22 protein-coding genes are annotated in these 24,146 nt (G+C 49.4%); all 22 read left to right on the top strand.

Going from position 1 to position 24,146, the window contains the following annotated elements:
• Nucleotides 1–120 precede the first annotated feature (120 nt).
• The 22 genes from AC14M5_RS23975 (at nucleotide 121) to AC14M5_RS23870 (ending at nucleotide 24,146) form a co-directional block, all read left to right on the top strand.
• Nucleotides 121–1,521, top strand: coding sequence for an 8-oxoguanine deaminase (locus tag AC14M5_RS23975; protein ID WP_484032251.1), 1,401 nt, complete (start codon nucleotides 121–123; stop codon nucleotides 1,519–1,521).
• 13 nt (nucleotides 1,522–1,534) lie between these two features.
• Complete coding sequence (locus AC14M5_RS23970; protein ID WP_484032250.1) at nucleotides 1,535–1,873, top strand: hypothetical protein; 339 nt, start codon at nucleotides 1,535–1,537, stop codon at nucleotides 1,871–1,873.
• A 39-nt stretch (nucleotides 1,874–1,912) separates the two neighbouring features.
• The gene (locus AC14M5_RS23965; RefSeq protein ID WP_484032249.1) at nucleotides 1,913–2,470 is read left to right on the top strand and encodes a peroxidase-related enzyme; all 558 of its coding nucleotides are present in this window, start codon (nucleotides 1,913–1,915) and stop codon (nucleotides 2,468–2,470) included.
• Nucleotides 2,471–2,483: 13 nt separating this feature from the next.
• Nucleotides 2,484–4,274 carry an adenine deaminase gene (gene ade / locus AC14M5_RS23960; RefSeq protein WP_484032248.1) on the top strand — a complete coding sequence of 597 codons (1,791 nt, stop codon included), beginning with the start codon at nucleotides 2,484–2,486 and terminating at the stop codon, nucleotides 4,272–4,274.
• A gap of 6 nt (nucleotides 4,275–4,280) precedes the next feature.
• A complete protein-coding gene (locus AC14M5_RS23955) occupies nucleotides 4,281–4,994 on the top strand; it encodes a GntR family transcriptional regulator (RefSeq protein ID WP_484032247.1) in 714 nt (237 codons plus the stop codon).
• Nucleotides 4,995–5,045: 51 nt separating this feature from the next.
• Nucleotides 5,046–5,453 (top strand): GxxExxY protein, encoded by a 408-nt coding sequence (locus AC14M5_RS23950; protein ID WP_484032288.1) that lies wholly within the window; start codon nucleotides 5,046–5,048, stop codon nucleotides 5,451–5,453.
• Between the two features lie 76 nt (nucleotides 5,454–5,529).
• A complete protein-coding gene (locus tag AC14M5_RS23945) occupies nucleotides 5,530–6,723 on the top strand; it encodes a YgeY family selenium metabolism-linked hydrolase (protein ID WP_484032246.1) in 1,194 nt (397 codons plus the stop codon).
• Nucleotides 6,724–6,795: 72 nt separating this feature from the next.
• Complete coding sequence (locus AC14M5_RS23940; RefSeq protein WP_484032245.1) at nucleotides 6,796–7,317, top strand: histidine phosphatase family protein; 522 nt, start codon at nucleotides 6,796–6,798, stop codon at nucleotides 7,315–7,317.
• A 15-nt stretch (nucleotides 7,318–7,332) separates the two neighbouring features.
• A complete protein-coding gene (locus AC14M5_RS23935; RefSeq protein WP_484032244.1) occupies nucleotides 7,333–8,322 on the top strand; it encodes an ornithine carbamoyltransferase in 990 nt (329 codons plus the stop codon).
• 8 nt (nucleotides 8,323–8,330) lie between these two features.
• Nucleotides 8,331–9,284 (top strand): carbamate kinase, encoded by a 954-nt coding sequence (gene arcC / locus AC14M5_RS23930; RefSeq protein WP_484032243.1) that lies wholly within the window; start codon nucleotides 8,331–8,333, stop codon nucleotides 9,282–9,284.
• A 3-nt stretch (nucleotides 9,285–9,287) separates the two neighbouring features.
• Nucleotides 9,288–11,303 carry a hypothetical protein gene (locus AC14M5_RS23925; RefSeq protein ID WP_484032242.1) on the top strand — a complete coding sequence of 672 codons (2,016 nt, stop codon included), beginning with the start codon at nucleotides 9,288–9,290 and terminating at the stop codon, nucleotides 11,301–11,303.
• 134 nt (nucleotides 11,304–11,437) lie between these two features.
• Complete coding sequence (locus AC14M5_RS23920; protein ID WP_484032241.1) at nucleotides 11,438–12,703, top strand: BMP family lipoprotein; 1,266 nt, start codon at nucleotides 11,438–11,440, stop codon at nucleotides 12,701–12,703.
• A gap of 82 nt (nucleotides 12,704–12,785) precedes the next feature.
• Entirely contained in the window at nucleotides 12,786–14,276 is a 1,491-nt protein-coding gene (locus tag AC14M5_RS23915) for an ABC transporter ATP-binding protein (RefSeq protein ID WP_484032240.1), read from the top strand.
• The gene (locus AC14M5_RS23910) at nucleotides 14,269–15,306 is read left to right on the top strand and encodes an ABC transporter permease (protein WP_484032239.1); all 1,038 of its coding nucleotides are present in this window, start codon (nucleotides 14,269–14,271) and stop codon (nucleotides 15,304–15,306) included. The genes AC14M5_RS23915 and AC14M5_RS23910 overlap by 8 nt, the downstream gene beginning before the upstream one ends.
• 1 nt (nucleotide 15,307) lies before the next feature.
• Nucleotides 15,308–16,306 carry an ABC transporter permease gene (locus AC14M5_RS23905; protein ID WP_484032238.1) on the top strand — a complete coding sequence of 333 codons (999 nt, stop codon included), beginning with the start codon at nucleotides 15,308–15,310 and terminating at the stop codon, nucleotides 16,304–16,306.
• 225 nt (nucleotides 16,307–16,531) lie between these two features.
• A complete protein-coding gene (locus AC14M5_RS23900) occupies nucleotides 16,532–17,263 on the top strand; it encodes a GntR family transcriptional regulator (RefSeq protein WP_484032237.1) in 732 nt (243 codons plus the stop codon).
• 103 nt (nucleotides 17,264–17,366) lie between these two features.
• Nucleotides 17,367–18,521 (top strand): ABC transporter permease, encoded by a 1,155-nt coding sequence (locus AC14M5_RS23895; RefSeq protein WP_484032236.1) that lies wholly within the window; start codon nucleotides 17,367–17,369, stop codon nucleotides 18,519–18,521.
• Nucleotides 18,518–19,450 carry an ABC transporter permease gene (locus AC14M5_RS23890; RefSeq protein WP_484032235.1) on the top strand — a complete coding sequence of 311 codons (933 nt, stop codon included), beginning with the start codon at nucleotides 18,518–18,520 and terminating at the stop codon, nucleotides 19,448–19,450. Before AC14M5_RS23895 ends, AC14M5_RS23890 begins: the two co-directional genes overlap by 4 nt.
• Nucleotides 19,451–19,555: 105 nt before the next feature.
• Nucleotides 19,556–20,620, top strand: a complete 1,065-nt coding sequence (locus AC14M5_RS23885) for a BMP family protein (protein ID WP_484032234.1) — start codon at nucleotides 19,556–19,558, stop codon at nucleotides 20,618–20,620.
• Nucleotides 20,621–20,683: 63 nt separating this feature from the next.
• A complete protein-coding gene (locus AC14M5_RS23880; RefSeq protein ID WP_484032233.1) occupies nucleotides 20,684–22,252 on the top strand; it encodes an ABC transporter ATP-binding protein in 1,569 nt (522 codons plus the stop codon).
• Nucleotides 22,253–22,404: 152 nt separating this feature from the next.
• Nucleotides 22,405–23,292 carry an FAD binding domain-containing protein gene (locus AC14M5_RS23875; RefSeq protein WP_484032232.1) on the top strand — a complete coding sequence of 296 codons (888 nt, stop codon included), beginning with the start codon at nucleotides 22,405–22,407 and terminating at the stop codon, nucleotides 23,290–23,292.
• A gap of 29 nt (nucleotides 23,293–23,321) precedes the next feature.
• Nucleotides 23,322–24,146: an LEM-3-like GIY-YIG domain-containing protein gene (locus tag AC14M5_RS23870; protein ID WP_484032231.1), complete on the top strand. Its 825-nt coding sequence runs from the start codon at nucleotides 23,322–23,324 to the stop codon at nucleotides 24,144–24,146.

Below are 24,146 nucleotides of genomic sequence, written 5' to 3'. Positions count from 1 at the left end.
CTTATCCTAATTGACATCCTCCCCCTTTTTTGCTACACTTGAAGTTGTCAGACAACTATACAACGCCAGTATTATCGGCGCACCGATTTCGAACAGCTAATCGCCATCCGCTAAAAGCTAATGACCACTTTACTCATCAAAAACGCGCACATCGTAACCATGGACGACCATCAACGGGAGATTCCCAACGGTGGTCTTTTCATTCGCCGCGGCCTGATCCAGGAAGTGGGTCCCATGGCTGAGCTTCCAGAAACCGCAGATGAAGTGCTCGACCTCAAGGGTCATGTGGTTCTGCCGGGGCTGGTCAACACCCATCATCATTTTTATCAAACCCTCACGCGCGCTGTCCCTGCCGCGCAGGATGCAAATCTCTTCAACTGGCTCAAAACTTTATATCCCATTTGGGCGCGCCTGACCCCCGAGGATATTATTATTTCGACTCAGACCGCACTGGCCGAGTTGGCCCTTTCGGGATGCACCACCGCAGCCGACCATCTCTACCTTTTTCCAAACGGCTCCAAACTGGACGATGAAATTGCCGCAGCCTCCGAGATCGGTCTACGCCTGCAAGCCTCGCGCGGTTCCATGAGCCTCGGCGAATCCCAGGGCGGCCTCCCGCCTGATTCAGTTGTAGATACAGAAGATAATATCCTCAAAGATTCACAACGTCTTATAGAAAAATATCACGACGCAAAAAATGGCGCGATGACTCAGATTGTGCTTGCACCCTGTTCGCCCTTCAGTGTGACGGGCGACTTAATGAAACAGTCTGCCAAGCTGGCGCGCGAATATGGTGTGCATCTGCATACTCATCTCGCCGAAACAGAAGACGAAGAACAATTTTGCCTGCAGAAATTTGGTCACCGCCCCGTTGGATACATGCAGGAACTGGATTGGGTGGGGGATGACGTCTGGTTTGCGCACGCAGTGTGGGTCAATGACGAAGAGATCAAAGTATTTGCCAAGCATAATTGCGGCGTGGCACATTGTCCCACCTCGAATATGCGGCTGGCTTCAGGCATTGCTCCTGTCAAAGAATACCGGGCGGCAGGCGTCAGCGTGGGGTTAGGCGTGGACGGTTCTGCATCCAACGATGGCTCACATCTTCTAGCTGAAGTAAGACAAGCAATGCTTTTGTCACGTGTCAAAGAAGGAATTACGGGATACTCCGCTTCACCCTCTCCCTCTGGGGCAGGGCAGGGTGGGGGCAGAAAGTTGATGACCGCAAGAGAAGCTTTATACTTGGGAACACGCGGCGGCGCGGCAGTCCTGGGGCGAAATGACATTGGCAGTTTGGAAGCAGGCAAATGCGCCGACTTCTTTGCGGTCAATTTGAATAAACTTGGTTATACAGGTATGCATGATCCAGTTTCCGCAATCGTATTTGGTCAACCCGTGAATGTAGATTACACAGTAGTGAATGGAAAGTTCGTTGTGAAGGAAGGTCAACTGGTGACGGTGGACCAGCGCAAGTTGATCGAGAAGCATAACAAAGCTGCGAAAAGATTATTAGCTGGTTAAAGGTGTTGAGAAAATGAACATAGTGATCGATACTCTAATGTTACTTTCCCAGGGAATTCCGGGCATCGTGGTTGCCGGGCTGGCGATCATCCTGATGTTTCTGGCTTTGATCAGAAAAGAGGCTGGGCTGATGGTGGCATCTGCTTTGCTGACCATCCTGGTCACCTATGTGGCGGGCGGGTGGACGGGCGTCTTATTGATCGTGAGATTGATACCGCTCTTTTCGTTCCTGTCCGCTTTTGCCATTGGCCGCGATGAAATGGTGTTTGCATGGATATTGCCGATTCCATCCTTTGGCTATCTTGCTTATTTTCTTTTTAGAATTATTGTTTCCGATTTCGGCGGCGTTTAATCTGCAAGATCAGGCTCGCGGTGGAGGAAGCTAAACATTATGAAGCGCGCATGGATCCATGTCATCGATGAGCCTGAAGCCGAAGGTGAATTAAAGGCTCTGTACGAGCAGGAATTCGATGCCGAGAAACAGGGCACAGATAACATACTGGCTGTCCATTCGTTGAATCCGCCCACTCTGCGCGCCCATGCGGATTTGTATCACTCAGTCATGCACGCGAAAAGTCCGCTTAGCCGTTCAGAGCGTGAAATGGTTGCGGTTGTAGTGAGTGCCATCAATCAATGTCATTATTGAATTGTGCATCATTCGCGCGGTTTGCTGCGATTTGTAAAGAAACCAGAATTGGTGGAAGCTTTGAAAACCGATTACCGCTCCGCAGAGTTGACTCTACGTCAACGGGCCATGCTGGATTATGCAGATAAACTTACCCGCGAACCCTGGGCCATGACCGAGGCAGACCTAACGCCATTACGAAATGCAGGCTTGGATGACCGCGCCATCCTGGACTTAAACCAGACAGTTGCATATTTTGCCTACGTCAACCGGGTTGCAGATGGTTTGGGTGTCGTTGTGGACGAATATGCACTGGATAAGTAACTTGGAGTAATTTATGTCATCTTCCACAAAACTGACAACTGCTCTTGTTGATGTAGCCATGGGACGCACTCCTGCCGACCTCGTGATTCGCGGCGGCAAATGGGTGAGTGTGCAATCAGGTGAGATTATTCCTGAAATCGATATTGCCATTGTGGCGGGACACATCGCTTACGTGGGGCGTAATGCCAGCCATGCGATTGGAAAGAAAACAAAAGTCATCGAGGCCAAGGGACGTTTTCTCGTGCCTGGTTTGCTGGATGCTCACATGCATGTTGAATCAGGTATGGTCACAGTGACTGAGTTTGTGCGCGTAGTGGCAGTTCGCGGAACGACTGGTATGTTCATTGACCCGCATGAGATGGCGAATATCTTTGGCCTCAAAGGTGTCAAGTTGATGGTGGATGAGGCTCTCAAGCAACCCATCCACGTATGGGTGCAGATGCCATCTTGTGTCCCTTCTGCACCGGGGTTTGAAACTCCCGGGTCATCGATTGGTCCCAGGGAAGTAGCCGAAGCCATGAACTGGAAAGGCATTATTGGCCTGGGTGAGATGATGAATTTCCCCGGCGTGTTCATGAGCGATAAAAAGATGTTGGATGAAATGTCTCTCACTCATGCAGCGGGCAAGGTGATCGGCGGTCATTATGCCTCGCCCGATCTCGGACTTCCATTTCATGGCTATGTAGCGGGTGGCGCGGAAGATGACCACGAAGGCACACGTATGGATGATGCGATTGCGCGTGTGCGGCAGGGCATGAAAGCCATGCTGCGTTATGGCTCCTCGTGGTTTGATGTTGCCGCTCAAGTGAAAGCCATTACCGAAAAGAAAATGGATTCGCGCCGCTTCATCCTTTGCACCGATGATTCTCATGCGGAGACGCTAACGACTGAAGGCCATATGGATCGCGTGTTGCGCCATGCAATTTCTGAAGGTTTGAATCCGATGACGGCTATTCAGATGATGACGATCAATACCGCTGAACATTTTGGACTTACCAAAGAAATGGGAATGATCGCCCCTGGCCGCTGGGCAGATGTTTTGCTTGTAACCGATCTGATGAAATTTAAAGCCGATGTAGTCATTGCCAAAGGACAGGTCATAGCCGAGGGGGGCGAATGGCAAGTCAAATTACCCGTGGTTAAGTATCCCAAGTGGGTTACCAATTCCGTTCATATTAAGAGGAATCTCAAAGCGGCAGACTTTGTCCTTCAGTCGAGAGCAGTTGACGGCGCGGAGATCGAGGCGCACATCATAGGTGTGATCGAAAACCAGGCACCGACCAATCATCTCAAGATGAAGGTCAAGCCAGAAAATGGCGAAGTCAAAGCAGATATCAAACGTGACCTCGCGAAGATCGCGCTGGTGGAACGTCATCGCGCAACTGGTAAGGTTACAGTTGGTTTGATCAGCGGGTTTGGTTTTACAAGAAAATGTGCGATAGGTTCGACAGTGGCGCATGACAGCCATCACATGATTGTGGTTGGAACGGATGATGAAAGTATGGCGATTGCCGCGAATGAATTGGCGAAATGCGGTGGCGGTCAAATCGCGGTGATTAATGGCAAAGTAGTCGGGTTGGTAGAGTTGCCCATCGCAGGTTTGATGTCTAACGAGCGCGCGGATGTTGTGGCGAAGAAAACTGGGACGGTGCTGGAAGGGTTCAAGGCTTGTGGTTGTGAATTGAATAACCCGAATATGCAACTGAGCCTGATGGCGCTGGTGGTGATCCCCGAATTAAGAATTTCGGATAAGGGTCTTGTGGATGTAACACAATTCGATTTTGTGCCTGTGTTGGAGGATTGAGGATCAATGGCTAATTTTCCTTTTCAACGATTGCAAGCCGACCTGGCGGCTTTGATCTCACGTTCACCAGCGGGCCAGCGGCTTCCATCTGAGCCAGACCTTGCAAAACAGCTTGGCGTTTCGCGCGCCACTTTGCGTGAAGCCATGCGTTCCTTTGAAACACAGGGATTGATTCGCCGCAGGCAGGGTTCGGGAACTTTTGTGGTCGGCAGGATGCAAGCGTTGGATAGCGGCCTTGAAGTTCTTGAAAGCCTTGAGACGATTGCAAAGCGCCAGGGGCTCGAGATTTCGGTCAGTGATTTGAGCATCGAATCAGAAACTGCTGATGATGAACTTGCGAAGCTGCTGGGTGTTCAAGTGGGTGACAAGTTAACTCGTGTGCGCCGCGTAATGCGTGCCGATAACAGACCTGTGGCCTATCTTGTGGACATTCTGCCCGAGACGATTCTGCGTTCGAAGGATCTGCCTGCCGATTTCCACGGCTCCGTCCTTGACTTTTTGCTGGGTCGCGGCGATGCTCTAACCTCTTCCCGTGCGAACGTCAGTGCCATCGGCGCAACTGCCGAAGTGGCGAAAGCCATCGAGATCCAGCGCGGAGATGTATTACTACACTTCTATTCCCAATTGTTCGATGTCAATGGAAAGATCGTGGATTATTCATTGAGTTACTTTATTCCAGGATACTTTCACTTTCATATTGTAAGACGCGTGGGGAATTAATTAGCCACGGAGACACTGAGACTCAGAGACTTTTTAAGTGGAGAAAGTTTGATGGCATTAAATTATCCAGTTCGGAAAATTCCAGAAGATATACCCGAGAACGCGATTACGCAGCGAATCATAAAATGTGCAATAGAAGTACACAGGCAGTTGGGCCCTGGATTGCTTGAGAGTGTATATGAAAACGCGATGTCTGTTGAATTCGATTTGGATGGGCTCCATTATCAACAGCAGTTGGAAATACCTGTAATTTATAAAGGAAGACAATTGGGTAACTATCGGCTTGACCTCCTGGTGGAGAGTTTGGTTGTAGTTGAGATCAAAAGCGTTGAACGGTTTGACCCTGTTTTCGAGGCACAATTATTGACTTATTTAAGGCTGACTGAAAAACATGTTGGACTTCTCATTAATTTCAATTCCCGCCTTGTAAAAGATGGGATTAAACGCTTCATTCTATAAAATCAGCATAAGAGACCAGTAAAAAGATTCTCGGTGTCTCTGTGACTCTGTGGCTAAAAAACAATAAGGAGTATTTATGACAATTCAAGAAATACAGAAACGTGTGCAGGCAGCACGTGAAGACATCATCCAGTTCATGTTGGAGATCGTTGAAATCCCCTCGATGGACTCGCAGCTCAAGGATGTGGGCGAACGCATCGCAAAAGAAATGAACAAACTCGGCTTTGATGAAGTCCGCTTTGACACGATGGGGAACATTATGGGGCGCATTGGTAACGGCAAGCGCGTGATTGTTTATGATTCGCATGTGGATACTGTTGGAATCGGTGACCCGCACGAATGGCAATGGGATCCGTTCAAAGGAAAGATAGAAGATGGCGTTTTGTATGCCCGTGGTGCATGTGACGAAAAGGGTTCCACGCCCGGCATGATCTATGGTCTGGCAATGGCGCGTGACCTCGGTCTGCTGGATGGCTGGACCGCGTATTACTTCGGCAATATGGAAGAGTGGTGCGACGGCATTGCCCCCAATACCTTCGTTGAAATAGACCCAAAAATCAAACCTGATTTTGTTGTCATCGGCGAACCGACCAAAATGTTGGTCTATCGCGGCCACAAAGGGCGCCTTGAAATGAAAGTAACCGCAAAAGGCAAATCTGCTCATGCGGCCAGCAATCACCTCGGCGATAACGCCATTTATAAATTATTGCCTGTCATCACAGGCATCCGTGACCTTGAGCCCAAACTCGGCGATCACGAATTTTTGGGCCATGGCAAGATCACAGTTTCCGATATGCACGTCAAAACCCCATCTATCAATGCTGTGCCTGATGAAGCCGTCATTTTTATTGACCGTCGCATGACCTTCGGCGAAACCAAGGAAACGGTCAGGAAACAGGTCGAGGATTTAATTCCCGCTGACTTCAAAGACTCTGTAAAGCTCGAAGAACTTTTCTACGAAGAGCCTTCCTACACGGGTTTTGTCTTTCCGGTGGATAAATATTTCCCGGCCTGGGCTTTGGAGGAAGAACATCCGCTCGTTCAAGCGGGACAGTTGGCACGAAAAACTATTGGCCTTGCTGACTCCCCAAGCGGTAAATGGAATTTCTCCACCAATGGGATTTACTGGGCTGGCAAAGCTGGCATTCCCTCCATTGGCTTTGGCCCCGGCGACGAAGAGACCGCTCATACCGTCCGCGATTCTGTGTCGCTTGAAGATATGGTCAAGGCGACGGAGTTTTATGCGATCTTGCCAAGTTTGATAAAGTAGAGATTGTAGATAAGTACACAGGTCTGTATCTACATGTTTACCTGTGTACTTGTATATTTTTTACCATAACCCATGAAAACTTTAGAAATTAGACGACATTCCATCCGCACACAGCCCGGTGAACATTTGAATCAAACAGGTGTGACACTTGCTCGCCTGGTTGGGCAGAATATCGGCCCGTTTGACCGCGTAGTCACCTCCACGCTTCCGCGCGCGTTTGAAACCGCCATCGCCATGGGCTTTGCCGTGGATGAGCAGAATGAATTGATGAATACCTACGGGCGCGATGTGGAGAAAGAATCTCCGTGGCCGATGTCCTTTGCGGAATATGCAACTGCCATTCGCAGCCACAAGGCCACAGCGAAGTATGCTGGTAAATTGGCAAAGTATTACATCAGCTTACTGAATCACATTTCTGAAGAACGTTCTGTATTGGTGGTCAATCACGGCGGTGTGGTGGAACTGAGCGTGGTGGGCTGCCTGTCCGATTTTGATTTCTCTGCATGGGGTGGCTCTGTGGATTATTGCGAGGGAGTCAGATTATATTGGGATGATAAATTTATACGCGCGGAAGAATTACGCGTAGCACAATAACAAGGAGACTAAGCAATGCAAACTAATTTTCGTGGCCGTGATTTCATCGGCGATCTCGACTTCACAAAAGAGGAAGTCGAAACTGTTTTGGAAGTAGCATGGGATCTGAAGCGCAAACGCGCTCTTGGTGAGCCGCATCCATATCTGCGTGATAAGGCGTTGGCCATGTTGTTTTTCTTCTCGTCCACCCGCACCCGCGGATCGTTCGAGGCAGGCATGGCGCAACTGGGCGGGCATGGCGCTTTCATCGATAGCAACACCACTCAAATCTCACACGGTGATACTCCGGTTGAAATCGGCGAGATCTTTGGCCGCTACTTTGACGGAATTGCCATTCGTCATTGCGATTATGGCGATGGCAACAAATATTTGAATGCGGTTGCGAAGAATTCACGCGCTCCTGTTTTGAATATGCAATGCGATATTTATCATCCCTTTCAATGCCTGGCTGACCTGATGACCATCATGGAAAAGAAAGGCAAGGATTTGCGCAAGAAGAAGATCGTTGTTTCATGGGCATATGCTGCTTCCTATCTCAAACCGATCTCTGTTCCCCAGTCTTTGATTTTGCAAATGCCGCGCTTCGGCATGGATGTGACTTTGGCATATCCGCCTGAATTCTCATTGATGCCTGATATTGTTGCGCAGGCGAAAGAGCAAGCCAAGATCGCTGGCACCAAGTTTGAGATCATTGATACCAAAGATGGCATGACCGAAGCCTGCAAAGATGCGGATGTGATTTACGCCAAGTCATGGGGCCCGTTATTGACCACAAATGACAACGTCGAGGGCAAGAAATTACAGGATATGTACAAGAACTGGATCATGGATGATGCCAAGCTGAAAGTCGCTCACAAGGATGCCATCTACATGCACCCCCTGCCTGCTGACCGTGATATCGAAGTCACCAGTAGCGTCCTGAATGGCCCGCAATCTGTGGTCTTTGACGAAGCCGAGAATCGCTTGCACGCGCAAAAGGCCGTGATGGCGCTTACGATGAGTTAGGAGTGCTCATGACCAACAAACTCGCAGTCGTCGCTATTGGCGGCAATTCACTTATTAAAGATGATAAACACGTTAGCGTGGAAGACCAGGAAGCCGCACTTCGTGAAACCGCCGTCCATCTGGTAGACATGATCGAAGCGGGGTGGGATCTGGCCATTGGTCACGGAAATGGGCCGCAAGTTGGCTTCATCTTGCGTCGTTCCGAAATCGCTGCCAAGACTGAAGGCATGCACGAAGTTCCGCTTGATGTCTGTGGCGCAGATACACAGGGTGCAATCGGCTATGAGTTGCAGCAAGCTTTGCATAACGAATTCTTGAGACGCAAGATCAACAAGAAAGCCGCCACGGTCATCACCCAGGTACGTGTGGACCAGGATGACCCTGCTTTCAAGAAACCCACTAAACCAATTGGTTCATTTATGGATGAGGCCGAAGCCAAGCGTCGTGAAAAGGAAATGGGCTGGACCGTTGTGGAGGATGCTGGACGTGGCTGGAGGCGGGTTGTCGCTTCGCCATTGCCGAAAGAGATCGTGGAATTTGAATCGGTGAAACTTCTGCTGGATGCGGGGCATATCATCATCACAGTGGGTGGCGGCGGCATCCCGGTCATTGATCTTGGTGACGGAGAACTCGCCGGCACCGCCGCAGTGATCGATAAGGACTTTGCATCCTCACTTCTGGCTCAAGCCATCAAAGCCGATATGTTCCTGATTGCTACTGCTGTCGAAAAAGTTGCCATCAACTTCGGCAAACCCGAACAGAAGTGGCTCGATAAAATAACCATTGCCGAAGCCAAAACCTACCTTGCCGAAGGCATTCATTTTGCCAAAGGCTCCATGGCTCCGAAGATCCAGGCCGCGATCTGGTATCTTGAAAACGGCGGTACGGAGGCACTGATCACCAACCCTGAAAATATTGGCCGGGCTCTCAAAGGTGAAACAGGTACGCGGATCGTCAAGTAACAAATGAAAAACTGGATCAAGCGCATCAACGTCCTGAAATTTACACCACGCAGCGCTGTGTGGTTTATGCTATTGATTGCCGCGCTGTCTTACGGATTATTCTTCTGGCAGCGCGGCTTTTACTGGGATGAATTTCCCTGGGTCTGGATCTATTTTCGCCTCGGCCCGGATGTTTTAACAAAAACATTTTCCACCAGTCGTCCATTTTGGGGCATGATCTATCAATTAACCCTGCCAGTAATTGGACCCAACCCCTGGGTTTGGCAATTACTGGCAGTCGTTTTACGCTGGCTGACCACAGTTTTATTGTGGGCGATCCTGCGCGTTTTGTGGCCTGCGCATTCCAAACCCGCGTTATGGGCAAGCCTGCTTTTTCTTGTGTATCCCGGTATGGGGCAGCACTTCATCGCGATGATGTACAGCCATTTTTACATCGTGCTGTCTTGTTATTTGCTTTCAATTTATCTTTCCCTGCTGGCGTTGAAGGATGAAAAATATCGCGCGGTTTTATTTATGGCCTCCTATTTGCTAGCCGCGGTCAACTTACTGACGATGGAATATTTCTATTTCCTCGAGTTCGCGCGGATTTTTCTTTTCTGGCAAGTCTTCACAGGGACAACGAAATCACGAGTACAGAAATCCCTTTTCTACTTTTTGCCATACCTGTTTATTTTTGCAGGCGTCACATTTTGGCGCATGTTCTTCTTCACTTTCCAGAATGCCAGCTATCAATACGTTTTGCTGGATGCCTTCCGTGCTGACTTTATCTCCGGGTTATTGCTATTAATAAATAACATTGCTCTCAGCTTCTGGCGGACAGTGTTTGAAGTTTGGTTGTATCCCATGTTAACCATCGGTACAACAGGATTTGGGCCGCTCACGCTTACCTTGATGCTGGTTCTGTTATTCTCGGTCATTATCTTGGCTGGGATATTTCTCTTCAAGTTTGTGTCAGGCGATTCTAATGACCGTGATTTTTCAAAGCAGGCTGGTTTTATTGGCCTGGTCTTCTGGGGCTTATCAGGTGGATCGGTGTGGGTAATCGGGATCGTTCCGCAGTTGAATTTTTCAATTGACCGCTTTATGCTGCCTTTTATGCTGGGGTCAAGCCTCTTGCTGGCATGTATGATCGCGCTGATCAAGAATCAACGAGCACAAATGATTTTGGTTGCCTTGCTGGTTGGCTTTGCTGTAAGCAGGCACTTCCGCCTCGAAGACATTTTCCGGCGTGATTGGGCCACGCAACAAGACTTGTTCTGGCAGATGACATGGCGCATCCCTGCACTCGAAAAAGGAACGATCCTGCTTTCCAATGATTTGCCAGTCACTTATTATTCAGACAATTCGTTGACCGGGCCGCTAAATTGGATTTATAGCCCGCCTGGCGAGATGAACCTCATACTGTATTTTGCATCTATTCGGGTTGGGAAAACATTGCCAAGTGTGGAACCAGGCCAGCCGCATGAGTTATATTACATCGGCCCGACTTTTTATGGGAACACATCCAATATACTTGTCATCCATTATGAGCCGCCTGGGTGCTTTCGTGTGATCGACCCTGAAGTGGAGGAGATGAATCGTCTCCTGCCGCCTGCATTAAGAGACGTTGCGCGGTATTCGAATCAGAGTGTGATCCTGTTTGAGAAACAGAACCAGTTACCAGGTCAGCTTTATGGAAGCGAGCCTGAACACGACTGGTGTTATTATTTTGGACAGGCCGAGTTGGCGCGTCAAAAAGGGGATTGGGATCAAGTCGTAGAAATTGGTGAAACTGCATTCGCGCTGGATGATCATCCCAACGATCCGGTGGAACGCTTCGTTTTTATCGAAGGTTATGCTCATGTTGGAGATTGGGAAAAAGCGGTAGAATTGTCGACAACTTCATATAAAATATCAAAGAATTATGTGGGCCCACTTCTCTGTAAATTGTGGGACCGTATTGAGCGTGAGACGGAAAGTACCCCACAGCAGGTTTCTGCGCTGGATCAAGTGCGAAGTGATTTTGGGTGTTTGCCTTAGAAATTCAGAGCTTGTTTTCTTATCAAGAACAATTGTTTTGATTACAATTGTTGAGACAGCTTGAAAGGAGGTCGAAAGAAATAATTGACCTTGCAAGTTTCGTCGCAAAACATATTTTCATAAGGAGAAGAAGAATGCGTAAGAATTTCGCCCGCCTCGCAATGTTTGCGTTGGCACTCATGCTCGTACTGTCCGCTTGTGGTGGTGGTCAACCTGCCGCCACTGAAGCCCCCGTTGTAACAGAAGCTCCCGTTGTAACTGAAGCCCCTGTTGTTACCGAAGCGCCTGTCGCCGAACCCTTTGTCTTTGGTTTGCTGCTCGTGGGTCCATACAATGATAACGGTTGGAGCCAGGCTCACTACGAAGCTGGTCTCTATCTCGAAGAAAAACTTGGCGCCAAGATGATCTATCTCGATAAGGTCAACCCCGCCGACCGCCCTGGCACCACGCCCGATCAACTCGCCGAAGAATTGGTCGCCCAGGGCGCAAAGTTGGTCATCTTCAACTCTGATGACATGAAAGACGCCTCCACCACTTTCGCGAAAGCCAACCCGGATGTATTCGTCATCATGGCTTCTGGTGATCAGGTCTGGCCGGATGGCAAAGCTTTTGAAGAGATCCCCAACCTCACCAATATCATGGGTCGCATGGAATATGGCAAGATGATCGGTGGCTGTGCCGCCGCCCTCACTTCTGAAACCGGTAAGATCGGCTATCTTGGACCATTGATCAACGATGAAACCCGCCGCCTCGCTGCTTCTGCTTTCCTCGGCGCCAAACATTGTTGGGAAACTGCTGGCAACGATCCTGCCGCCTTGGAATTCAAAGTGACCTGGATCGGCTTCTGGTTCCATATCCCTGGCTTCACCACCGACCCCGTTGATGTTTCAAAAGATTTCTATACCACCGGGTTCGATGTTGTCATCTCCGGTATTGATAACCCTGTCAACCTCGGCGAGGCCCAGAAGTTAACTGCCGAAGGCACAAAATCATTTGGTGTTGCCTATGATTATGTGGCTGCTTGTGATGCCGCACCCGATGTTTGTATCGGTGTGCCATACTTCAACTGGGGGCCCGAGTACCTCAAGGCTGTTTCATCCGCACAGGATGGCTCCTGGACTTCACAGTTCATTTGGGCTGGCCCCGATTGGTCTGACATCAACAATCCTGATACTTCCTCTGTTGGTTTTGTGAATGGCCCTGCATTGGCCGCTGACGATGCCGCGGCGGTGGATGCGTTTGTTGCCGAACTCGCTGGTGGACTCAATCTGTGGACGGGTCCCCTTAACCTGCAAGATGGTACCGCCTATCTGGCTGACGGCGAAGTTGCCACAGACCAGCAGATTTGGTACCTGCCGCAATTGCTCGAAGGCATGCAAGGCTTGAGCGCCGCCGAGTAAGTAAACCTGTTTTTACACTTTTGCTCTTTCGGGGGATGATCCCCCGAAAGAGCAATTTAAATCATGGAGACCGGCAACGCCCATGAACATCGAACTAAGAAACATTCATAAGCATTTTGGCAAGGTACATGCCAATAAAGGCATTAATCTAAATATCCCCTCCGGCTCCATTCAAGGGATATTGGGGGAAAACGGTGCTGGCAAAAGCACCCTGATGAAAATTCTTTCAGGATTTATTCAAGCCGACCCGGGCGGCGAAATTATTTTGGATGGCAAACCCGTGGTCATTCATTCACCTGCAGATGCGATTAAGTATGGCGTGGGCATGTTACATCAAGACCCATTGGATTTTCCTCCCATGCGCGTCATTGATAACTTCCTGCTTGGCATCCCGGGTAAACTTTTCCCTAACCGAAAAGAAGTCATGCAGGACTTCAGCCTGCTTGCCAAAGAATTCGATTTCTCCATCGACCCCGAAAGATATGTAGACTCACTGACTGTTGGCGAGCGCCAACAACTTGAGATTATCCGCTTGTTGTTCCTGGGGGCCCGCGTTTTTATTCTGGACGAACCCACCACTGGTATCAGCGCCATTCAAAAAGATAAGCTTTTCGCAACGCTGAGAAAACTTCCAGAGCAAGGGATGACAATCATCTTCGTGTCACACAAACTCGAAGATGTGGAAAACCTGTGTGATCAAGTGGCTGTGATGCGCGCGGGTGAATTGGTCGGAGAACTAAAACCTCCGTATAGCACACGAAAATTCGTTGAAATGATGTTCGGTAAAATGATCACACTGGGCGAAAAGCAACCTGCTAAGCCTGGCGCAACCAGCTTCTCATTGGACAAAATTTCTCTCGAAGATGTGCGCTTGAAAATAAAAAATGTAAATTTGGATGTTAAAGCTGGGGAAGTGATCGGTCTGGCTGGCATGGAAGGCTCCGGGCAGGGGATGTTCATCCGCGCGTGTGCAGGGTTGGTGAGGCCAGTCGGAGGCAGAGTCCAGCTCAACGGTCAGGATTTGACCGGGAAGTCTTATCATAAATTCAAACATGCAGGCGTGAATTTCCTGCCTGCCGCGCGCCTCGAAGAAGGCTTAGTCCCGGGTTTGAATCTGACAGATCATTTTATTCTGGCGGAGGAACCGAAGGGCATTTTCATTGATCGCGTCGCCGGGCAAAAACTTGCCGAAGACCGCATCCAATCCTTTAACATTCGAGGCACACCGCTCACTCCAGTTGAGTCGCTTTCGGGCGGCAATCAACAGCGTGCTGAATTGGCATTACTACAATCCCCGCTTTCATTGGTACTGCTTGAACATCCTACCCGCGGTTTGGATATTGAATCCGTGATCTACATCTGGGCTAAATTGAAAGAACGCTGCAAACAAGGTGCTTCGATCATTTTTATTTCATCTGATCTGGAGGAAATTTTGCAATACAGCGATCGCGTGCTCGTATTTTTTAACGGCAAAGTTTCCCAACCAATTGATGCAAGTGCAACCAGCGTGGACGTACTCGGGCAATTGATCGGCGGAAAAGGTTGGGCTGATATGGGAGATGAACATGCTTAAGGGCCGTTTCGGAGGGTTTCTCTTTCAAACAATTGCGCTTCTGCTTGCATTTGGGTTTGTTTCAATTATTTTGATTTCGGTTGATGCATCGCCTGTGGATGCCTACAAAAACATGTTTGCAGGTTCATTTGGCTCAATGCGTAAATTTGCGGAAGTACTGGTAGCCTTTGTGCCTCTCTTGCTAGTGACCGCAGGTTTGCTGGTTACATTCTCCTCTGGCCTATGGAATATCGGCGTGGAAGGACAGGTTGTTTTGGGCGCGATCACAACCACATGGGTGTTTCGGTATTTCCTTGAAAGCGACCTGCCGCCTGCCTTGATCATTATCCTCGCCATTCTTGGCGGAATGTTGGGCGGAGCGATATGGGCTTCCTTCACCGGCTTGTTAAAGGTGTTTGGCGGAGTGAATGAAATCTTTGGCGGACTTGGTTTGAACTTTGTTTCTACCGCGTTGACGATCTATCTCATCTTCGGACCGTGGAAGCGCCCCGGTGTTGCCTCCATGAGTGGAACGGTGCCTTTTCCAGATCAATTTTCCCTGCCGCAGTTGACTGATTTGAGGATTAGTCCCTGGGCGTTGGGCATCGCTCTGGCGGGGATTGTGATCGTATATTTCATTTTGCAAGGCACATATTTTGGCTTGCGCCTCAAGGCAGTGGGCAAGAACTTTCGTGCTGCATACTTACTCGGCATTCCCACCTGGCAATATTCGATGTATTCCTTCCTTGTTTGTGGTGCGCTGGCAGGTGCGGCAGGGGCGATGCAGGTGGCGGCTGTGTATCATCGCCTCATCCCCTCTATTTCAAGCGGATACGGCTATCTCGGTCTGATGGTTGCCATGCTGATCAACTACGGCGCGATTTGGGCTATACCGGTTGCATTGTTCTTTGCTGCATTGAATATCGGGAGCATTCAACTGCCAATCATTATGAAGCTGGACTCATCTCTTTCAGGCGTTTTACAAGGTGCATTAGTATTGTTTGTATTACTGGCAGGAGGCGCGCGCCAGAAATTTGTGAAGAAGGCATAATATGACTCAGGAAACTATTATTATCGGCCTAGCTGGTGTCCTCGCTTCGGCGGCTCCAGTGATCTTTGCTGTGCTCGGTGAGACATTCTCCGAGCGTGCAGGGGTGATCAATCTTTCCATGAATGGTACGATCCTGCTTTCGGCCATGGGTGGGTTCGCGGTGGCCTACAACACAGACAATATCGTTTTGGGTTTTCTGGCAGGCATGTTGATCGGCGCACTTGTGGCATTAGTCGTGGCATTTGCAAGCATCACCTTGAAGCAATCCCAGGTAGCGGTTGGATTCGTCCTCGCGCTTACTTGCCGTGACCTATCCTATTTTCTTGGGAACCCATACATGGGCGTACCTGGGCCACGTTTGCAGGCACTTCCTGTTCCCGTGCTTGGCGATATTCCAATTCTTGGGACCCTGTTTTTTCGACAGGATCTAATCACATACATCAGTTTCGTTTCCATCATCCTCGCGTGGATATGGATCTTCCGCACCCGCCCCGGTTTGATGTTACAGGGTATTGGCGAAAAACCAGCTGCGGCATTCATTCGCGGCGCAAACGTTAATCTCATGCGCTATGTGTACACAGTCATCGGTGGGGCATTGATCGGCCTGGCTGGCCCCGCATATTCTCTCGCCATTCGTGCCGGCTGGATGGGCACGATCTCAGGTCTGGATGGCATTGGTTGGATCGCCTTATCCATCACCATCTTCGGCGGTTGGAATCCATCCCGTGCCGCGTTTGGCGCTTATCTTTTTGCGTTCTTACAATGGCTTGGTTTGGTGCTGCAACCTGTGTTTACGGAAGTGCCATCACAGGTTTTGCAGGTCGCACCATTTCCGCTCATGATCCTCACGCTTTTGCTTGTCAACATCGGCAACGCAGAATGGGTGGAGCGGACCCTGGCAGCCATGCCCGAAACCATGCGTAAATTCCTCGCTAAAGCAATTCGCTCGGTGCAAGCATCGCCGCCTGCTGCGTTAGGTGTGCCGTTCGAGAGGGATTAGTGATTGTTCCATCGCCCCGTGATGGGCGTGGCCTGTAATTTCTGGATCAGAATAAGCAATGGAGAGTCATGCGACAACGATGAGTTATCACATGACTCTTTTTGTATGTGGGAGGAAAATATTATGAATGTCTTGTTTGCATGGATGAATGGCACTGGAATCTGGTTGTGGAAAATGCTACAAGATTTAAGACGTCAGACGACTATCCACTAAGAGGCTGGATTTATGCGTGTAACCCAAACAAAGTCGGTTGTAAGCCAGGTAGAGGAAATTCTTCACGGCCGAATACGTGATGACACCTATACACCGGGCAGCCGCATCCCTTCAGAAAGTGAACTGTCTGAGGAGTTCGGAGTCAGCCGGGCAACAGTGCGGACCGTTCTTGCCAAGCTGGCAGCGAATGGCCTTATCCTGCGTAAGCATGGAGATGGCACCTATGTAAATTCCAAGATACGCGAAACCAGCGCAAACTTCGGCAACCTTTGGGATTTTGTGAATCTGATCGAGAGCAATGGATATAAACCCTCCATTAAGGCTCTTTCTGTTGGGTCAAGAGCCGCAACAGAAAAAGAGGCAGCGGCCTTAGCCATTGGAGCAGGGGAAAAATTGTTATCGATGGCAAGGCTGTTTTATGCCGATGATCAGCCTGTGATCTTGGCGAACAACGTGATACCCGCCTCTTATCTGCGCGAACCAGTTGATCAAATCGATGGGCAGCTTCCTATCCGAGAGATTTTGCAGAGATATTGTCGCCAGGAAATTGCGTTTGCGGTTACTGATATCCGCTCCGTGTTGGCGGGGAATGAAATAAAAACCGTAATGGGGGATGGATTGGACAAGACGATTTTGGAACTACAGTTGGAATTTTATAGCAGGGATAATTTACCATTGGCGCTTGGCACCAATTATTTTAACGATGCTATTTTACGTTTATGCCTGGTACAGGCCTGGAGCTAACTCCGGTGATGGTTATGGCCGCGATGTTTATAGCTATGAATAAGCGCAATCTTGATGAAGAGAATTTCGCAACACGAAACTCAAACCAAACGGTGACCAACCCATGAAAAAATTTTTTCAAAGCGAATGGATTTCCCGCTCGGTGGATGCACTTCTGCCCGTTTTTGCGGCAATGACTGCTTTACTTATTGGCGCGGTCATGCTGTTCTTCTTGAAGGTCAACCCTATTGAGGCGTATAAGGCTCTTTGGGATGGGGCCTTCGGCAGCTCCAATGCCTTTGCAGAAACCCTCGTCAAAGCAACGCCTTTATTATTGGTGGGGATTGGTATTTGCATTTCCTTCCGCGGCGACGTGATCAATATTGGCGGAGAGGGGCAGATGATCATTGGGGCCATTTTGGCAACCTGGGTTGGCCTGACCTTCACGGGTTTGCCGGGCTGGCTGGTGATCACATTTTCAATGATCGCTGGTTTTATTGGCGGAGGAATTTGGGGCGGCATACCGGGTGTGTTAAAAGCTTATTTCAGTGTGAATGAAATTTTGAGCACGGTGATGATGAATGCCATCGCAGTCCAGTTGATGAATTTCCTTTTGCGCGGCCCGATGATCGATCCTTCGCAGGCCGAACTTGCCTCTAAAATCCCTCAAACGGCTCGCCTCTTGGAAATTTTCCGCCTGCCGCGATTGGCGCCGACCCGTTTGCACCTTGGCGCATTGATCGCTGTGATTCTGGCAATCCTCGTTTACATTTTGTTATGGCGCACAACGCTTGGTTATCGCATCCGTGCTGTGGGACAAAACCCGCATGCCTCGCGTTATGCTGGAATTAAAGTTCCGCGTTATGTTGTATTGGCGCTATTGTTCAGCGGGGCTTTTGCGGGCTTGGCCGGGGCAACCCAGGTATTCGGCGTTAACTACCGCATGATCACAGATGGTTCCTCTTCGGGCTTTACAGGCAGTGCCGGCTTCAATGGAATTGTGGCTGCTTTGTTCGGGCAGTTGCATCCGATTCTGACCATTCCCGCTTCGATCTTATTCGGCGCGCTATTGGTGGGCGCAAACAAAATGCAACGAGTTGTGCAGGTCCCTTCGGCGTTGGTCATTGCTTTGAATGGATTGGTTGTGGTCTTTGTTGTGAGCAGTGAATTTTGGCGAAGGCGAAGACAGCGACGAAGATTAGCCAGCGCAAAGTTAAGCGATGAATCCCCGCCTCAAGTTGACACTGAACGATCTCAGTCAGCGGAGACCAGCGTATGATCTCAGAGTTGTTTACTGTCACTGTTCTCATTGGAATTCTCGCATCGGGGATTCGCCTAGCTACTCCATACTTGTATGCCTCCATCGGTGAGACGTTCGGTCAGCGCAGCGGTGTGCTTAATCTGGGGGTGGAAGGGCAGATGCTGTTAGGGGCATTTGCCGCTTTCTATGTTGCATTGACAACAGGAAGCTTATGGCTCGGCGTGCTTACCGCCATGATCGTGGGTGCGCTGATGGGGTTGGCAATGGCTTATGTCACTGTTAATCTACATGCTGAACAGGGGATCAGTGGAATTGGCTTTTATCTCTTTGGCCTTGGGATGAGCGACCTGCTTTTCCAAAAATTGATGGGTACGGTGGAAACAGTGAAAGGTTTTCCCCCGCTTAACATCCCGGGGCTTAGTGACATTCCTGGCATCGGCGAAATTTTCTTTAGTCAAAATATATTGGTCTATGGCGCATATCTGCTTGTGCCTGTAGCGTGGTTCGTGTTGAACAAGACAACGCTTGGGCTGAAGATCCGTTCAGTAGGGGAGAACCCGGATGCGGCGGATTCCCTAGGCGTGAGCGTCGCGCGAATCCGATACTTCACCATTATCCTTGGCGGGACCTTATCCGGGATCGCAGGTGCATCCCTTTCCATCGCTTTATTGAATGTCTTTCAACAGAACATGACCAGCGGACTTGGATTTATTGCGGTGGCGTTGGTGTACTTCGGCGCGTGGCGTCCGTGGGGAGTTTTGGGTGGCGCGCTGTTATTCAGCATGATCAACTCATTGCAGCTATGGATTCAAGTGTTGGGCATTCCCATCCCATCTGATATTGCAGTGATGATGCCGTACGTGCTCACGATTTTGGTATTGGTAGTTACTGTCTCAAGGGTTCGAGCGCCATCTGCTCTGACGAAACCCTTCGAGCGGGAAGATTAATCCTATCTTGAAGGAGGTGTATCCAAATTTGGTAAACCTGAAAATTATGTCTGCGCAAAATCATTTGAAACATTTGATAATCAGAATTGAAACAAGGAGTAGAAGATGAAAAAGTTTGTATGGTTAGTTACCTTAATGCTTGCGTTCGTTATGATCGTGAGCGCCTGCGGTGCTTCGGCTACAGAAGCTCCGGTAGCTGCAACCGAAGCACCCGTCGATGCAACTGAGGCTCCCGCAGCCACCGAGCCGCCTACCGCTCCGGCGGAACCGTTCCGTGTTGCTGTTATCATGCCGAGTGCCATCAATGACCTGGCTTTTAGTCAGAGCATGTACGATGCTCTTATCCGCATTCAGGAAGAAATGGGCGGGCCTGACGCCTTTGAATTGGTTTACTCTGAAGGCATGTTCAATGTGGATGATGCTGCCGCCGCAATACGTGATTATGCTTCAGAAGGCTATGACCTGGTGATCGCTCATGGCTCGCAGTACGGCTCCTCTCTGCAAGAGATTGCACCGGACTTCCCCGAAACCAGCTTTGCCTGGGGTACCACTGCTGAAACTTTCGGCCAACCCAATATTTTTGCCTATGAAGCGGCATCACAGGAAGGCGGCTATGTTAATGGCGTGTTGGCAGCCACTCTTTCCACCAGCAAAGTCATTGGCGTAGTTGGCCCAATCGAAGTCGGTGATGCGAAACTTTATGTGGATGGATTCAAAGCCGGCGTTGCGGGGACCAACCCTGAGGTTCAGGTGAACGTGAACTACATCGGTTCATTCTCTGACGTTGCGCTTGCCTCCGAAGCCGCGACGACTCACATCTCCGCTGGAGCCGATGCGTTGACCGGCACCGCCCAGATGGTTGTAGGTGCTATTGGCAAAGCCGAGGAAGCAAATGCTCTCTGGTTTGGTACGCAGTCCAATCAATCGTCTCTCGCTCCTTCCATTGTGGTTGCTTCACAGGTGTATCATTGGGAAGTTGCTCTTAATGAGATTATCGGCCTCATTCAAGCTGGTACACTCGGTGGACAGTCTTTCAAGGCTGATCTTGCCAACGGTGGCGAGGTGATCGAATTCAACTCGGACTATGCTCTTCCCGATGATGCCAAGGCATTGGCTGAGTCAACCATTCAGGGGATCATTGACGGAACGATCACGATCACACTCCCGTAAAGAATAAACCAAGACTTCGGAAGTCTTCAAGACTTCCGAAGTCTCCCAACTTTAGGTGTCGCCATGACTGACTCAAATAAACTACCTTCAGGCCAGACCCGTATTGACAGTGTTGAAATGCGCGGCATCCTCAAGCGGTTTCCCGGTGTGCTTGCCAGCGACCACGTGGATTTTGATGTGAAGTCTGGAGAAGTCCATGCCTTGCTGGGTGAGAATGGCGCCGGTAAAAGCACGTTGATGAAGATTCTGTATGGTATGTACCATGCGGATGAAGGTCAAATTTTATTGAATGGGAAACCTGTCAGCATTGCCTCACCAACTGATGCGATCAACTGTGGCATTGGCATGATTCATCAGCATTTCATGCTGGTGCAAACATTAACTGTCGCAGAAAACGTAGCGTTGGGGTTGCTATCCTCCCGCGGCCCGTTGATGGATCTCGACCGTGTGTCGAAACGAATCCTGGAATTGGCCGGTATCTACGGTTTGAAAATCGACCCTGATGCATACATCTGGCAGCTTTCCGTTGGTCAGCAGCAACGGGTTGAAATTATCAAGGCGCTTTATCGTGGCGCAGCATTGCTTATTTTGGACGAGCCGACGGCAGTCCTCACCCCGCAGGAAGTGGACGAATTTTTTATCATCATGCACCAAATGGTGAAGGATGGTTATGCCCTCATCTTCATTTCTCATAAATTGCATGAAGTTCTTGACATCAGCAATCGTGTGACGGTTTTACGCAACGGAAAAAAGATCGGCACGCGCCCGACCTCTGAAACTACAAAACAGGACTTAGCCAATTGGATGGTTGGCCGTGAAATCAGCTTTGCGCCAGATCGCGGAAACGTCGAACGCAGCGAGGTCCGTCTGAAACTGGATCAACTGTCGTGTGGCAGTGATCGAGGAACGCCCGGCCTGCGCGAAATCAGCTTGGAAATCCACTCAGGAGAAATCCTTGGGATTGCCGGTGTCTCCGGGAATGGTCAACGTGAATTGGCGGAGACAGTTACTGGTCTGCGAAAAATAACAAGCGGCAGAATTCATTTGGAAGGCAATGATGTCACAGGCTTTGCCCCCGGCGACCTGACCGACCGAATGTTGTCCTACATCCCCGAAGAAAGAATGCGCGACGGCATGATCAGGGATTTTACGGTTGCAGAAAATATGATTCTGCGGGAACATCAGAAACAGCAATTCTCGCGTTCTGGCTTCTTGAAATTAAAAGATATCTCCACTCATACCGATAAATTAATTACGCAATTCCAGGTAAAAACTCCATCACAGCAGACGCTCGCCAAAAATCTTTCTGGCGGTAACATACAAAAAGTTGTCCTTGCTCGCGAGATCTCAAGAAACCCGCGTGCCATCATTGCAGCCCAGCCCACCCGCGGCCTCGATATTGGCGCGACTGAATACGTCCGCGAACAATTACTCGACCAGCGAAAAAGAGGCGCAGCGATTATGCTCATCTCTGAAGACCTCGACGAAATCCTTGCCCTTTCTGATCGTGTGGCAGTGATTTATGAAGGCAGGATCATGGATATTCTTTCCCGTCAGGATGCAACGCGTGAAAAACTCGGTTTGTTAATGGCAGGTGTGCATCCCGAAGAAAGAGTCCCTGCCCGATCTTAAAGTAGTACAATCTTATTCCATCGGTTCGGTGGTCGCTGTTGTCGGTGGTTGAGTAGCCCTGTGCTTTTAGGGCATATTGAAACCAAACGCATCAGCGGCGTTGGGCAAAACCAACGAAAAGTGCCGCCGTCCTAAGAAAGAGGACACCACCTATGAACCTTTGGCAGAATTACATTCGACCAAAAACCTTATCCGAAGCGATGGACGCCTTTGCACACGCACCGCGTCCACTCGTGCCAATTGCTGGGGGAACCGATCTATTATTGGATTTGCAACAAGGCCGACATTCTCCTATCCAAACATTAATTGATGTGACTTCGATTGCAGAGCTGACTCTGCTCGAGCAGCGTGGAGATGAACTCTTCATCGGTGCCTCCGTCCCAGTCAACCGCATCGCACTGGACCCGCTAACTGGTGCGCACGCCCAAGCCTTAGTCGAAGCCTGTGATTTGATCGCGGGCCCACAAGTTCGCAATGTGGCCACTCTCGGAGGCAATGTCGCTCACGCCCTCCCCGCCGCAGACGGGACAATTGCCTTGCTTGCCCTCGATGCTGAAGTTTGGATTTCAGGATTATCAGGCTCGCGTCATGTTCCTTTCAGAGATTTATTCCTTGGACCAGGCAAGTCATCCCTCAAACATGGAGAAGAATTGATTGTCGGCTTTTATATTCCATTGCAATGGGGTGAAGCCCCTACAACCAAAGTCGCCTCGTGTTTCAAACGGATTATGCGTCCGCAAGGCGTGGCACTTCCCATTTTGAATTGCGCCGTCTGGCTCGAACGCGGGAATGACGCAATTAAAGATATTCGCATCGCTGTTGGCCCCGGCGGTGGGACTCCGTTCCGCGCCACACAAGCCGAAGACTTTTTACGGGGCAAATCGCTCAACGAAACAACATTCAAATCCGCGCTCGAAGCCCTGCTCGCCCAAGCCCAATTCCGCACGAGCGCCCGCAGAGCCAGCGCTGATTACCGCAGGCATATTGTCAGTGGGTTGTTCAAAGATACACTTGAGTCCGCATGGAAGCGAGTTGGCTAACTAGAGCGAAACTAGTTTTGGGATGAAACATGAAGAATAATTCTGATTATTACGTTTATGTGTATATCGACCCAAGAAACTTTGAAGAGTTCTATTATGGGAAAGGCATTAGGGGTAGAAAATATGTGCATCTTGGAGATGAAGGTGATTCAGAAAAGGCCAAGAGAATAAATCAAATTCAAAAATCAGGTCTTAAACCGATAATCAAAGTTATTGCCAAAGACTTGACGCAGGATGATGCTTTTTTGATTGAGAAGACGTTGATTTGGAAGCTTGGGCGCACTTTGACAAATGTGTCTTCAGGACATTTTGCTGAAAAATTTCGCCCTCACAATACAATGCATATCAATTTGCCTGGCTTTGATTATCAAAATGGTATTTACTTCTTCAACGTTGGTGAAGGTCCGCATAGGACTTGGGTTGATTGCAGAAAATATGGTTTTCTTTCTGCTGGTCAAGGCAAAATATGGGGTGAACAAACACAAGTATTGCGTAAAGGTGATGTCGTTGTAGCATACTTAAGTAAGAAAGGGTATGTAGGGGTGGGAGTTGTAACTGAAGAAGCAGTGATGGCGAAAGATTTTAGAATAAACGGTAAAAGATTAAACCAGCTAAATTTAGTTTGCAAACGAATGATGGAAAATGCAAGTGACCCTGAAAAAGCCGAATATCCCGTTCGAGTTGAATGGAAAGCAAGTTGCGACGCAAGTGAAGCTAAATGGGTTCGGGGTAGCAAATTGTTTTTTGCTCGAATGGCAAGGGCATCTTTGAGAAATCAAAAGCAAACGATAGATTTCATTTCATTGGCTTTCAATGTGGATTTAGAAAGTCTTTTGAAGAAAGAGAAGTTATAG

The sequence above is a fragment of the Candidatus Villigracilis sp. genome (assembly GCF_057083605.1).
The sequence above is the reverse complement of the archived record's forward strand: the minus strand, read 5'-3'. Positions and strand labels throughout refer to the sequence as shown.